The organism is Enterococcus sp. DIV1206 (genome assembly GCF_051712485.1).
Taxonomy (GTDB): Bacteria; Bacillota; Bacilli; order Lactobacillales; family Enterococcaceae; genus Enterococcus; species Enterococcus faecalis.
Genome location: NZ_JBIOOZ010000001.1, coordinates 1211907 through 1224935, shown reverse-complemented (window position 1 = coordinate 1224935; position 13029 = coordinate 1211907). Strand labels below are relative to the sequence as shown.

13 protein-coding genes are annotated in these 13029 nt (G+C 38.7%); all 13 read right to left on the bottom strand.

All coding sequences use genetic code 11. The annotated features are described in order from the left end of the window. Positions 1–15: 15 nt before the first annotated feature. The 13 genes from eno to dtd all read right to left on the bottom strand — a co-directional run bounded on the left by eno (position 16) and on the right by dtd (position 13024). Positions 16–1314, bottom strand: a complete 1299-nt coding sequence (eno, locus tag IGK86_RS05920; protein WP_002357098.1) for a phosphopyruvate hydratase — start codon at positions 1312–1314, stop codon at positions 16–18. Between the two features lie 131 nt (positions 1315–1445). Continuing rightward, the gene (gene tpiA, locus IGK86_RS05915) at positions 1446–2201 is read right to left on the bottom strand and encodes a triose-phosphate isomerase (protein WP_002362045.1); all 756 of its coding nucleotides are present in this window, start codon (positions 2199–2201) and stop codon (positions 1446–1448) included. A gap of 48 nt (positions 2202–2249) precedes the next feature. Next, entirely contained in the window at positions 2250–3443 is a 1194-nt protein-coding gene (locus tag IGK86_RS05910) for a phosphoglycerate kinase (protein WP_002357094.1), read from the bottom strand. A gap of 126 nt (positions 3444–3569) precedes the next feature. Further along, positions 3570–4571, bottom strand: a complete 1002-nt coding sequence (gap, locus tag IGK86_RS05905; protein ID WP_002357093.1) for a type I glyceraldehyde-3-phosphate dehydrogenase — start codon at positions 4569–4571, stop codon at positions 3570–3572. A gap of 39 nt (positions 4572–4610) precedes the next feature. After that, on the bottom strand, positions 4611–5648 hold the full coding sequence (locus IGK86_RS05900; RefSeq protein ID WP_002357092.1) for a sugar-binding transcriptional regulator: 1038 nt from the start codon (positions 5646–5648) through the stop codon (positions 4611–4613). A 420-nt stretch (positions 5649–6068) separates the two neighbouring features. After that, positions 6069–6947 (bottom strand): YitT family protein, encoded by an 879-nt coding sequence (locus IGK86_RS05895; protein WP_002357090.1) that lies wholly within the window; start codon positions 6945–6947, stop codon positions 6069–6071. Positions 6948–7089: 142 nt separating this feature from the next. Then, complete coding sequence (locus IGK86_RS05890) at positions 7090–7659, bottom strand: TIGR01440 family protein (protein WP_002365825.1); 570 nt, start codon at positions 7657–7659, stop codon at positions 7090–7092. Next, positions 7656–8162, bottom strand: a complete 507-nt coding sequence (locus IGK86_RS05885) for an ECF transporter S component (protein ID WP_002357086.1) — start codon at positions 8160–8162, stop codon at positions 7656–7658. The genes IGK86_RS05890 and IGK86_RS05885 overlap by 4 nt, the downstream gene beginning before the upstream one ends. Further along, positions 8146–8982 carry a bifunctional hydroxymethylpyrimidine kinase/phosphomethylpyrimidine kinase gene (locus tag IGK86_RS05880; RefSeq protein ID WP_002385835.1) on the bottom strand — a complete coding sequence of 279 codons (837 nt, stop codon included), beginning with the start codon at positions 8980–8982 and terminating at the stop codon, positions 8146–8148. The genes IGK86_RS05885 and IGK86_RS05880 overlap by 17 nt, the downstream gene beginning before the upstream one ends. Before the next feature lie 149 nt (positions 8983–9131). Next, on the bottom strand, positions 9132–10901 hold the full coding sequence (gene aspS, locus IGK86_RS05875; protein WP_002360034.1) for an aspartate--tRNA ligase: 1770 nt from the start codon (positions 10899–10901) through the stop codon (positions 9132–9134). A 17-nt stretch (positions 10902–10918) separates the two neighbouring features. After that, positions 10919–12220: a histidine--tRNA ligase gene (gene hisS / locus IGK86_RS05870; protein ID WP_002362049.1), complete on the bottom strand. Its 1302-nt coding sequence runs from the start codon at positions 12218–12220 to the stop codon at positions 10919–10921. Further along, a complete protein-coding gene (locus IGK86_RS05865) occupies positions 12217–12438 on the bottom strand; it encodes a hypothetical protein (protein ID WP_002383130.1) in 222 nt (73 codons plus the stop codon). The genes hisS and IGK86_RS05865 overlap by 4 nt, the downstream gene beginning before the upstream one ends. 139 nt (positions 12439–12577) lie before the next feature. After that, positions 12578–13024 (bottom strand): D-aminoacyl-tRNA deacylase, encoded by a 447-nt coding sequence (dtd, locus tag IGK86_RS05860; protein ID WP_002357080.1) that lies wholly within the window; start codon positions 13022–13024, stop codon positions 12578–12580. Positions 13025–13029 lie beyond the last annotated feature (5 nt).

The window sequence follows — 13029 nt, the reverse complement described above, 5'->3', positions numbered from 1 at the left end:
TATTCATTAAATGAATTATTTGTTTTTTAAGTTGTAGAAAGATTTTAAGCCTTTGTATTCAGCTACATCGCCTAATTGATCTTCAATACGTAATAATTGGTTGTATTTAGCAATACGGTCAGTACGGCTTAATGAACCAGTTTTGATTTGGCCAGCGTTTGTTGCAACAGCGATATCAGAGATTGTTGAATCTTCTGTTTCACCAGAACGGTGAGATACAACTGCAGTGTAGCCAGCTTCTTTAGCCATTTCGATTGCTTCAAATGTTTCAGTTAAAGTACCGATTTGGTTAACTTTGATTAGGATTGAGTTAGCGATACCTTTTTCGATACCTTCAGCTAATTTAGTTGTGTTTGTTACGAATAAATCGTCACCAACTAATTGAACTTTGTCGCCTAATACTTCAGTTAATTTTTTGAATCCGTCCCAGTCGTTTTCGTCTAAGCCGTCTTCGATTGAAATGATTGGGTATTTAGAAACTAATTCTTCGTAGAACGCGATCATTTCTTCAGTTGTTTTTTCGCCTTCTCCTGAGTCAGCTAAAACGTAAACGCCTTTTTCTTTGTCGTAGAATTCTGAAGAAGCAGCATCCATAGCAAGAACAACGTCTTTACCAGGAACATAGCCAGCTTTTTCGATAGCTTCGATGATTACTTCGAAACCTTCTTCGTTTGAACCTAAGTTAGGAGCGAAACCACCTTCGTCACCTACTGAAGTAGCTAAGCCGCGACCTTTTAAGATTGAAGCTAATGCGTGGAATACTTCTGCACCCATACGTAAAGCTTCTTTGAATGTAGGCGCACCTACAGGCATGATCATGAATTCTTGGAAGTCAATACTGTTGTCAGCATGTGATCCACCGTTGATGATGTTCATCATTGGAGTTGGTAATACTTTTGTATTGAATCCGCCTAAGTAATGATATAAAGGCACTTCTAGGTAATCAGCAGCAGCACGAGCTACGGCGATAGACACACCAAGAATAGCGTTAGCACCTAATTTACCTTTGTTAGGAGTTCCATCTAAATCGATCATTGCTTTATCGATAGCCATTTGATCGCGTACATCGTAACCGATGATTGCTTCAGCAATGATGTTGTTTACGTTATCTACAGCTTTAGTAACACCTTTACCTAAGTAACGAGCTTTGTCGCCATCACGTAATTCAACTGCTTCGTATTCACCAGTTGAAGCTCCTGAAGGAACCATTCCACGGCCGAAAGCTCCGCTTTCAGTGTAAACTTCTACTTCGATTGTTGGGTTACCGCGTGAGTCTAAGACTTCGCGTGCGTAAATATCAGTAATAATTGACATGTTTTGTCTCTCCTTTGAGTTTGTATTTATACTAAGGGGATTCCCTCATGTATGATTGTAGTTAATTCTCGCAAACTATGCAAACATTTTTTTGCAAAAGTCATTGAGAAAACGTTACCGTTAGTGATTTCTTATTTTACAGCATCTAATAAAGCTAGGAATGAATCTGCTTCTAAGCTTGCGCCGCCGACTAAAGCACCGTCAACGTTTTCTTTTGCCATATATTCAGCGATGTTTTCTGGTTTAACAGAACCACCGTATTGAATACGAACAGCTTCAGAAACTTCTTTGCCGTATAATTTTTCAACTGTTGAACGAACAACACCACAGATTTCATCTGCAATATTAGCATCTGCAGATTTACCAGTTCCGATTGCCCAGATTGGTTCGTAAGCGATAACCATTGAAGCAACTTGTTCGTTTGATAAACCAACTAAGCCGTTAGTGATTTGACCTTCGATCCATTCCGCTGTTTTACCAGCTTCATACGTTTCTAAAGTTTCACCACAACAGAAGATTGGTGTCATACCATTTGCAAAGATTGCTTTGGCTTTTTTATTGATATCTTCATCTGTTTCGTGGAAATATTCGCGACGTTCAGAGTGTCCGATAATCACATAGTTTACACCTAAATCGGCAATTGCAGCTGGTGAGTTTTCACCAGTGAAGGCACCAGCGTTTTCCCAGTAGCAGTTTTGTGCAGCTAATTTCACTTCAGAATCTTTTAGGTTCCAAGCTAAAGGAGCTAAGAATAATGCTGGAGATCCAATCACAGCGTCAACAACGTCGTTTGATGGAACAGCATTTTTTACTGCTTCTGCAAAGCTTTGTGCTTCGCTTAAAGTTTTGTTCATTTTCCAGTTACCAGCGATAATTGGTTTGCGCATGAAAAGCACATCCTTTTCTTTTTTTAAAAATATTGTCTTTTAAACTGATTATTTATCGTTAATAGAAGCTAAACCTGGTAAAGTTTTGCCTTCTAATAATTCTAAACTTGCTCCGCCACCTGTTGAGATGTGAGAGAATTTGTTTTCGTAGCCTAATTGAATTGCTGCAGCAGCAGAGTCCCCACCACCGATGATTGTTGTTGCGTCTTCTAAATTAGCAATCGCTTCACAAACACCAATTGTTCCTTTGGCAAAGTTACTCATTTCAAATACGCCCATTGGTCCATTCCAAACAACTGTTTTCGCACCTTGTAATTCGTTAGCGAATAATTCAATTGTTTTTTCACCGATATCCAAGCCTTCTTCATCATCTGGGATTTCAGTTGAAGGAACCGTGTGGAAAGGAGCGTCATTGCTGAACTCTTTAGAGACAACTGTATCAACCGGTAAAACTAATTTGTCGCCAGCTTTTTCCATTAAGCTTTTCGCTAAGTCCACTTTATCTTCTTCAAGTAAAGATAAACCAACACTATAGCCTTGTGCTTTCATGAATGTGTAAGCCATACCGCCACCGATTAAAATTTTGTCGGCTTTTTCAATTAGGTTTTCAATGACAGCGATTTTGTCAGAAACTTTTGCGCCACCCAAGATTGCTACGAATGGACGTTTTGGATTTTCAACAGCTTCGCCGATGAATTTAATTTCTTTTTCCATTAAGAAACCAGCAACTGTTGGGATACCAGTTGAAGCAATTCCAACGTTTGAGGCATGTGCACGGTGTGCAGTACCAAAAGCATCATTGACAAATACATCGCCTAAAGAAGCCCAGTATTTACCCAATTCAGCGTCATTGCCACTTTCTTTTTTGCCGTCAACATCTTCAAAACGAGTGTTTTCAAATACTAAAACGTCGCCGTCTTTCATATTGTTAACAGCGTCTTCTAATTCTTTACCACGTGTTTCTGGAACAAAAGTAACTGGTTGACCTAGTAATTCGCTTAAACGTTCAGCCACTGGTTTTAATGATTTGCCAGCTTTGTCTTCTTCTGTTTTTACACGACCTAAATGAGAGAAAAGAATTGCTTTTCCGCCATTTTCAATCACGTATTTGATTGTTGGTAAAGCCGCTACGATACGATTATCGTTTGTGATCACGCCATCTTTTAACGGAACGTTAAAGTCAACACGGACAAGGACTTTTTTGTCTTTTAAATCTACATCTTTAATTGTCTTTTTAGCCATGAGTAGACCTCCTGTATTGTCAATTTTAGGATTTTTCTTTTTTAAAAAAAGAAAGCGGAGAAGCGCGTTGCTTCCCCGCTTATTATTTCACAATTGTTCAAATTTCACTAATGATAAGAATGAATCTTATAAGTTAGCGAAGTATTCTAAAGTACGAACTAATTGAGCAGTGTATGACATTTCGTTGTCATACCAAGCAACAGTTTTAACTAATTGTTTGTCGCCAACTGTCATAACTTTTGTTTGAGTTGCATCGAATAATGAACCGTAAGTCATACCTACGATATCAGAAGAAACGATTTCGTCTGTGTTATAACCATAAGATTCGTTAGCAGCTTTTTCCATTACTGCATTTACTTCATCAACAGTAACTTCTTTGTCTAATACAGTAACTAATTCAGTTAATGAACCAGTAGCTACAGGAACACGTTGAGCAGCGCCATCTAATTTACCGTTCAATTCTGGGATTACTAAGCCGATTGCTTTAGCAGCACCAGTTGAGTTAGGTACGATGTTTGCAGCAGCAGCGCGCGCACGACGGAAGTCGCCTTTAGGATGTGGTCCGTCTAATGTCATTTGGTCACCTGTGTAAGCGTGGATAGTTGTCATTAAACCTTCAACAACACCAAAGTTGTCATGTAAAGCTTTAGCCATTGGAGCTAAGCAGTTTGTAGTACAAGAAGCGCCTGAAATTACAGTTTCTTCTCCAGTTAATGTTTCATGGTTTGTGTTGTAAACGATTGTTGGTACATCGTTACCACCAGGAGCTGAAATAACTACACGTTTTGCACCAGCAGTTAAATGTTTTTCAGCAGCTTCTTTAGAAGTAAAGAAACCAGTACATTCTAAAACGATGTCTACGCCTAATTCGCCCCATGGTAATTCTTCAGGGTTACGGTTAGCTAAAACTTTGATTTCTTTGCCGTTAACGTTGAATGAACCTTCGTGAACTTCAACTGTACCGTTGAAACGGCCTTGAGTTGTGTCATATTTTAACAAGTGTGCTAACATTTTAGCATCTGTTAAGTCGTTGATTGCAACTACTTCGATTCCTTCTACATCTTGGATACGACGGAAAGCTAAGCGTCCGATACGTCCAAATCCATTAATACCTACTTTAACTGTCATTAAAGATTTCCTCCTTATGAAAATCAAAAATTTTTTATTTTAAAGGGTTACCCCTTTTAAAATCTCGTTTGCAGCAGCTTCATCTGTGATGAGCCACGTTTGTTTTGGTGCATTTTTCATATATGCGCGAATGGCTTTGGCTTTCGTTTTGCCGCCCGCAATTGCGACGACATAGGGAATTTCTTGTAAGTTTTTTAATTGAAGACCAATTCGTGGAATTTTATAGACCACCTTTCCTTCTTCATCAAAGAAATAACCGAACGATTCTGCCACGGCATTTTTTTGTTTGAGCATAACCATTTCGTCATCAGACATTTTTCGGCGTGCCGCCATGTGCAACGCTCGACCAATACTGTGCACCACACAGTTGGCATGACTAATTAACGTAAGAACTTCTTGAATCGAGGGTTCTTGTAATAAACTATTATACGTTTCACGACTCAATTGTTCTGGGACATATAACGCCCGGTAGTTACCACCCGTTTTGTTGGCCATTACAGCACTAATTGAATTGGCTTGGACAGAAACTGCTTCACCAATCCCTCCTCTGGCTGGAACAAACAAATTATGACGTTTTTCAGTTTCTAGTGATCCCATATTTTCGGCCACCATGGCCATTGTTGTCCCACCCATAACCGCAATTGTATTCTCACCATTTGGTAAGAGTAAATTCAGCGTATTGGTTAAGACATCTCCAAAGTCCGAAAGAACTTTCTTTTGGATATCACTATCTCCTGCAACAACGATACAACGTTGAATGCCAAAGTACTGTGTCATTTCTTTTTCGATTTGGTGCATGCCAAGCAATTGATTCATGACTAATTCTAAGCCTTGGTAGACTTCCAAACCGCGTTCTGTTAATGTCATTCCGCTTTTTGAAGGTTCAATCAGGTTGAGCTGCTTCAAAACATCTGTTTCTGTACGCAAGACTCGCTCTGTAATTCCCATCGTTTCTGATAAACTTCTACGTCCAATAGGTTGCATCCAATAAATATTGCGAAGAATTTGGAATCTTTCTTGTAATACATCGAGCATATCTGGAGCAACTGCTTCAATCATTTTAAATTCTTTTAACATGATGCGCTCCTTTTGTGGGTCGAAATATGTCCAAGTAAGACTGAAAACGACCTATGAACTTTAAAAAAATAGAATTGATGTTCGTTTTTCCTACTATTTATTCATAACAGTATTAAAAGTACTTATCAATTACACACTTAGTGTACCAGTTTTTTTGGGTCTTTTCAATAAAAATGATTCTTTTTTCATCGTTTTCTTTCAAATCCAAACAAAGCATTCGTTTGCGAGAAACAATAGCGACTTATTTCCGAATAATTAGATTTAATTAAACCAAAAGCAAAGGAATTCACGAACGTCTTTCAATTAACTTCTTGTTTAAATGGGAATTTCAGGTCCTCACACAAAGCATTTTTTTACTTATTTTTCAAAAAAAGCAACGAAAGAATAGACACAGCCATTCTCTCGTTGCTTCATATCCTTTTATTTGTAATCTTCTTCGTAAAAACGTCCTAAAATTTTAACATTATCTGAGATGCTGACAAAGGCATTCGGATCACTTTCTTTCATGGCTGCTTCTAAACTTGGCAACTCAAAGCGTGTCACAATAGTTAGCAAAACAGTTTGGCGATCGTGGCGATACGCCCCTTCCGCTTCATGAATAATTGTAATACCGCGGCGCATTTTCTTTTGAATCTCATCCACGACTCGATCTGGGTTTTTAGTGACAATCATAACTTGCATTTTCTTTTGCTTAGTATAAACGGCATCTGTGACCTTCCCACTTACAAAAATTGATAACGCACTGTAGAACATGTACTGCCAGCCAAATAAATAACCTGCAACGAAGACAATTAGTGCGTTAAAATAAATTGAAATCGAGCCAACGGAACGCCCCGTTTTTTTCCGAATGGTAATGCTTAGAATATCTAAGCCCCCAGAAGAAACCCCGTTTTTTAAAACAAAACCAATTCCTGATCCAGAAATCGCCCCACCAAAAATAGCACAGATAATTGGATCTTGAGTCATCACCGTTTGCGGAACAATATGCATAAATAATGAAGTTAAAGTCACGGTAATGAAAGTAAAAATTGTAAACTTCTTACCTATTTTTTTCCACGCAATAAAGAATAACGGCACGTTTAAAAGATACAATGTAATGGAGACAGGCACATTAAAACCGACAATTTTTGTTGAGAGGGTTGTTAAAATTTGTGCCAAGCCTGTTAAGCCACTGGAATAAATATTTCCTGGTTGATAGAAAAAGTTCATGGCAATTGATGCAAGAATAGCATAGACAATCGACACGGAAAATTTTGTTGTATAGTCATGAACTGGCAGTCCGTCATAAATTTTTTTCATAAATAATAGCCTCGTTTCAGGTTTTCAATAAATTACATTTCTTTTCATATTATACGTGGTTTACCGAGAGAAAAAAAGAGATTCCTATAATAATTACGGAAGATTCATCAAATGTTTATAGAAATGAAAAAAGAACGAAATCTTAACGATTTCGTTCTTGGGTTGTTTCATAATGGGCTCTTGGTCCACCAATATATTTAGGACGAGAATATAATGCTGTAACATGGGCCGCACCTAACGTTCGAATGCTCAAGCGAAGAGGAACTTGCACATGTTTTACATGCATACCGATAGATGTATCGCCAATGTCAATCCCTGCTTGAGCAACAATATGCTCCACTTCCACAGGTTCATCAAATTTTTCAAAGGCAGCCACTGAACAAGAACCGCCAGCATGTAATTGTGGTACTACCGAGACAATTTCAAAGCCTTTTTCTTCAGCCACACGACGTTCCATCGCTAAAGCACGATTAATATGTTCGCATCCTTGGACAGCCAAAGAGATGCCTTTTTTATCTAATTGTTCAATTAAGGTTGAGACAATCCATTGTCCTACTTCGGCACTGGAATTTTTACCAATGACGCCACCTACTACCTCGCTAGTGGTACAACCTAAAACAAATAGGTCCCCTTTTTGTAAATTTCCTGCTGTAATGACTTCTTCTGTAATTGTCACTAACTGTTCTTTTAACATTTTTTCATCGATAGTCATTTGTTCATCCTTCTTTCTTCTAAACGACCATTTTTTGGTAACACACGTTTTAATGTTTGACTAAGAGGCAATGCTACAATCACCCCAAATAAGGATTGAATGATATTCCCTGGTAATGAGGCAATCCCCGCACCCACGCCATAAAGCCAGCTAGTCGCTAAAGCATACCCGCTAATCATGAGGAGACTGGCTAAAAGTAATCCTAGCGTTTGCATCTTTTTATTTTTATTAAAGAAGTGCCCTGCTAACCAACCTTGTCCGCCATGAATCAATAACGAAAAAACGAACCATTGTGGATAGCCTGACAATAAATCAATTAAACCACCGCTTAAAGCTCCGACTGTCAAGCCACCAATCGGACCAAAAAGTAAACTAGCAATGTAAATCCCTGCATCCGCCAATGTAACAAAGCCATTTGTTGCTGGGACGGGGATAATAAAGACCATTGACACAGCCACTGTTAAAGCGGTAATTACTGCATATAGACTAATTTTTCTTGTCATTATCCGCCACACCTCCTGCTAGTAATCCTTCATGCCACACACTTCCAAAAGCTGCATTTAGCTGGACCCCAGAAACAATGGCTTCATGAACGTATGTTTTTGCTAAATCAACTGCTTCAATTAACGGATATCCTTTAACTAAATTCGCACCAATTGCAGAGGCAAAGGAACAACCAGCGCCATCAATGGTGTGGGCCATTACTTTTTCTTTGACCAATTGAATATGTTGTTGTCCATCATAAAAAAAGTCACGTGCTTCTTGGCCAAGCCAACGATTACCACCTTTAATCACCACCGTTGCCGCTCCTAAAGAGTTTAACTCTTCCGCCGCTTGTTGAACTTCTTCGACGGTTGTTAATTTTCTGCCAATGAGTAATTCTGCTTCTTTTAAATTAGGCGTTATAATCGTTGCGAATGGAAAAAGTTTTTCAATCAATAACTGCATGTATCTTTTTTCATAAACTGAAGTCGTTTCTTTAAAAGCCAAGACAGGATCCAACACCACCGGCAGACCTGCGTGCTTTTTCAAAAAGGTTGCAATTTGTAGCATACTTTCTTCACTGTGAATCAAGCCAATCTTGATGCCGTCTAAACTCCCGGCAGGTATGGAAGCGAGTTGCTCTTTCACCAAAGAAGTCTCCAGGTCATGAATCTGAAAATGATTCTTGGGGGCTGTAGCAAGGCAAGTTAAAGTTGATAAGCCAAAGACTTGATGATTTTCAAACGTTTTTAAATCTGTTTGAATCCCGCCACCTGAAAAAGGATCGGAACCGCCAATTGTTAAAATTATTTTTGTCATTTGTTTCGCTCCTTTATACACTCAGTTATCATACAAAGTTTTCTAAAAAGAAAAAACAGCCAATTGGCAGATTTTTAGCTCAGCCACTTTTTATTTTGTTATCCTTTTCCTTCCCAAAGAAAGAGTGACCTCATCCGTCAATGAAGTCACTCTTTCTTTAGATTTAACATTTATTCGTCAATGGCTGTTACATCAATGTTTAATTCAAACAATTGTAATGGAGAAACTAAACTTGGTGCGTTGTTCATTGGGTCAATTGCTTTCCCGTTTTTAGGGAAGGCAATCACTTCACGAATATTTTCTTCCCCAGCCAATAGCATTGCTAAGCGGTCTAGCCCTAAAGCAATCCCTCCATGTGGCGGGAAGCCGTAATCTAATGCGTCTAGCAAGAAACCAAATTGGTCTTGTGCTTCTTCTTTTGTAAAACCTAACGTTTCAAACATTTTTTCTTGTAATTCTCGTGTATGGATCCGTAATGAGCCACCGCCTAATTCGTAGCCGTTTAAGACAACATCGTAAGCTTCAGCATACACAGAGGCTGGGTCTGTTGCTAAGCGGGCCACATCCTCTGCTTTTGGTTGTGTAAATGGATGATGAGCAGAAACATAGCGGCCAGCTTCTTCATCATATTCAAACAACGGCCAATCCACAATCCATAAGAAATTGAATTTCGATTCATCAATTAAACCTAATTCTTTACCTAAACGTGTACGTACCGCACCTAAAGCAGCGGCTACGATTTCAGGTTTATCGGCACCAAACATTAAAATATCACCGACTTCTGCATTGGTAGCAGCAATTAATTCATCACTAACTTCTGTTAAGAATTTAGCAATTGGTCCTTTTAAGCCATCTTCTTCAACTTTTAACCAAGCTAAGCCTTTTGCACCAAATTGACTCACATACTTACCTAAGTTATCCATATCTTTACGAGAATACTTATCTGCGGCGCCTTTTGCATTCAAAGCCTTCACATGTCCACCATTTTCCAACGCTGCTTGGAAAACTTTGAAGTCTACGTCTTTCACTACATCTGCAACATCAATTAATTCCATAGCAAAACGAGTGTCGGGTTTATCGCTACCATAGCGTGCCATCGCTTCGTCATAGCTCATTCGTGGAAACGGAACAGAAATCTCAATTCCTTTTGTCTCTTTCATCACTTCAGCCAACATATTTTCTGTATATGTTTGAATTTCTTCTGGTGTTAAAAAGGTCGTTTCGATATCGATTTGTGTAAATTCTGGTTGACGGTCGCCTCGTAAATCTTCATCACGGAAACAACGAACGATTTGGTAATAGCGATCGAAGCCTGCCCCCATTAATAATTGTTTAAAGAGTTGTGGTGATTGTGGCAAAGCATAAAAATGACCGGCATGGACACGAGAAGGAACCAAATAATCTCGAGCGCCTTCTGGTGTTGATTTGCCTAAATAAGGAGTTTCAATGTCTAAAAAGTCATGATTATCTAAATAGTGACGGATTGTTTTCGTTACTTGGTGACGTAATTTAATGTTGTTTGTCATTGATGGACGACGTAAATCTAAATAACGATATTTCATGCGCAATTCGTCATTAACGTTATTATCATCTTCAATGGTAAATGGCGTTGTTTTCGCAGTATTTAAAATCGTAATGTCAGTCGCCATCACTTCAAACTCGCCAGTTTTCATTTTGGGATTAATCGCTTCTTTATCACGATAAACGACTTGACCTTTAACTTCGATGACGTATTCACTACGACATTTATCAGCAATTTCCCATGCTTCTTTTGACTTTTCTGGGTTAAAGACCACTTGGACGATTCCTTCACGGTCACGTAAATCAATAAAGATAACGCCTCCTAAGTCACGACGTTTTTGAACCCATCCTTTTAATACAACTTCTTTTTCAATAAATTCGGCAGATACATTGCCGCAATAGGTTGTGCGTTTTGCCATTTCTCAATCTCTCCTTTTTATTCTTCAATCATTTTTGTCATCATTTCGTCATACACTTCATCAAATGAATCATGAATAGCACTTAACGGGAAGGCTTTTTCTTCGCGTGTTGCCATTGATTTTACGTTGACAATGCCTTCATTCAATTCATTTTCACCGATTGTTAAAACTAATTTTGCTTGTAATTTATCGGCCGTTTTAAATTGCGCTTTTGGTTTGCGATTCATGTAATCACGATCAGCTGAGAAACCAAAGTTACGAATGCTTTGAACAAGTTGCAAAGCTGCGACGTTGGTTTCTGAACCAATCCCAACCACATATGCGTCTAATTCAGATAACGCTGGAATCACAACTTCTTCAGCTTCCATTGTTAACAACACTCGCTCAATGCCCATACCAAAACCAAAACCTGGTGTGTCTGGGCCGCCTAATTCTTCAACTAAACCATTGTATCGGCCTCCTGCACAAATAGTTGATTGCGCACCCATTTTAGGCGCTTCACTCATAATTTCAAAAATTGTGTGTGTGTAATAATCCAGGCCGCGAACCATATTACTATCAATTTCATAAGGAATTTCTAGTAAATCTAACATATCAGTTACTGCTTCAAAATGTGCTTTAGATGGTTCATTTAAATAATCTAAAATGGAGGGCGCTTCTGCGACGATCACCTTGTCTTTTTTATCTTTGCTGTCTAACACCCGCAATGGATTTTCGTGTAAGCGACGTTGTGAATCCTCGCTTAATTCTGCCATATGGGGCTCTAAATAATCGATTAATGCTTGACGGTACGTAGCACGTGTTTCTTTATCCCCTAAGGAATTAATAACTAATTTGATTTGTTGGATGCCTAATTGTTTGAAGAAGTCCAAAGCCATAGCCATAATTTCAACATCCAATGCTGGGTTTTCACTACCAAATGCTTCCACACCAATTTGATGGAATTGACGCAAACGACCAGCTTGTGGGCGTTCATAGCGGAACATCGGCCCCATGTAATAGGTTTTATATGGTTTCGTATATTCCGGACCATATAATTTATTTTCAACGAAGGCCCGAACAATTGGCGCTGTCCCCTCAGGACGTAGCGTCACGTGACGGTCTCCTTTATCATAAAAATCATACATTTCTTTTGAAACAATATCTGTAGTATCGCCAACACTGCGAGATATCACTTCATAATGTTCAAAAATCGGGGTTCTGATTTCTTGGTATTGATAATCTTTAAAAATCAAACGAGCTGTTTCTTCCACAAATTGCCATTTTTCAGAAGTTCCTGGCAAAATATCGTTTGTTCCTTTTGGTTTTTGATAACTCATTGTCTTTCTCTCCTTCTATCATTCCACAAAAATGTGTGCGCCATTTTCTTTTTTCTAAAAATGAAAAAAGCCCTTGTATGTTGAACATACAAGGGCGTAAAAGTCTCTTTTACACGGTACCACCTAGTTTTGAAAGATTTGACTCTTTCCTCAACGATTAACGCTCGTAACGGGACGGCTTTTCTTCCGTCCATCTCCAGAATGTCTTTCACTTTCACTGTTGAAGTTGCTCTCAGCCACGGCAACTCTCTCTTCGCAGACAGATGAAACTTACTCGTTCCTTCGTAGATTTTTAATATTATCTATAAACTACTAAAGTTCTCTTAGAAAGTCAAGGGTTTCCGACAGGAAAATCAATTATTTTTCTCGTGTATCAATCACAATGGTCACTGGACCATCATTGGTCAACGACACTTGCATATCCGCGCCAAATTCTCCTGTGGCTACCGCTATTCCTTCTGCTTCTAATTGTTGATTAAATAATTCATACAAAGGAATCGCCACATCTGGACGAGCCGCTTCAATAAAACTGGGACGATTGCCTTTTTTAGTTTTTGCATAGAGGGTAAATTGAGAGATACTCAAAATTGATCCTTCAATCTCTTGAATACTGCGATTCATTTTTCCTTCGTCATCTTCAAAAACACGTAATTTACTGATTTTGCCAACAACATAAGCCACATCTTCTGGCGTGTCTTCTTGATGAATGCCCACCAGCACCATGAAGCCTTGTTTGATTTGTCCCACTATCTGCTCTTCTATCGCAACTTGTGCTTGACTGACTCTTTGAATAACTACTTTCATCTTTT

Coding starts and splice junctions, on each gene's coding strand:
- IGK86_RS05890 (WP_002365825.1), bottom strand. CDS start 7,659: ATGACTATCGATGAAAAAATGTTAAAAGAACAGTTAGTGACAATTACA.
- hisS (WP_002362049.1), bottom strand. CDS start 12,220: ATGAGTTATCAAAAACCAAAAGGAACAAACGATATTTTGCCAGGAACT.
- eno (WP_002357098.1), bottom strand. CDS start 1,314: ATGTCAATTATTACTGATATTTACGCACGCGAAGTCTTAGACTCACGC.
- gap (WP_002357093.1), bottom strand. CDS start 4,571: ATGACAGTTAAAGTAGGTATTAATGGATTTGGACGTATCGGACGCTTA.
- IGK86_RS05885 (WP_002357086.1), bottom strand. CDS start 8,162: ATGACAAGAAAAATTAGTCTATATGCAGTAATTACCGCTTTAACAGTG.
- dtd (WP_002357080.1), bottom strand. CDS start 13,024: ATGAAAGTAGTTATTCAAAGAGTCAGTCAAGCACAAGTTGCGATAGAA.
- aspS (WP_002360034.1), bottom strand. CDS start 10,901: ATGGCAAAACGCACAACCTATTGCGGCAATGTATCTGCCGAATTTATT.
- IGK86_RS05895 (WP_002357090.1), bottom strand. CDS start 6,947: ATGAAAAAAATTTATGACGGACTGCCAGTTCATGACTATACAACAAAA.
- IGK86_RS05900 (WP_002357092.1), bottom strand. CDS start 5,648: ATGTTAAAAGAATTTAAAATGATTGAAGCAGTTGCTCCAGATATGCTC.
- tpiA (WP_002362045.1), bottom strand. CDS start 2,201: ATGCGCAAACCAATTATCGCTGGTAACTGGAAAATGAACAAAACTTTA.
- IGK86_RS05910 (WP_002357094.1), bottom strand. CDS start 3,443: ATGGCTAAAAAGACAATTAAAGATGTAGATTTAAAAGACAAAAAAGTC.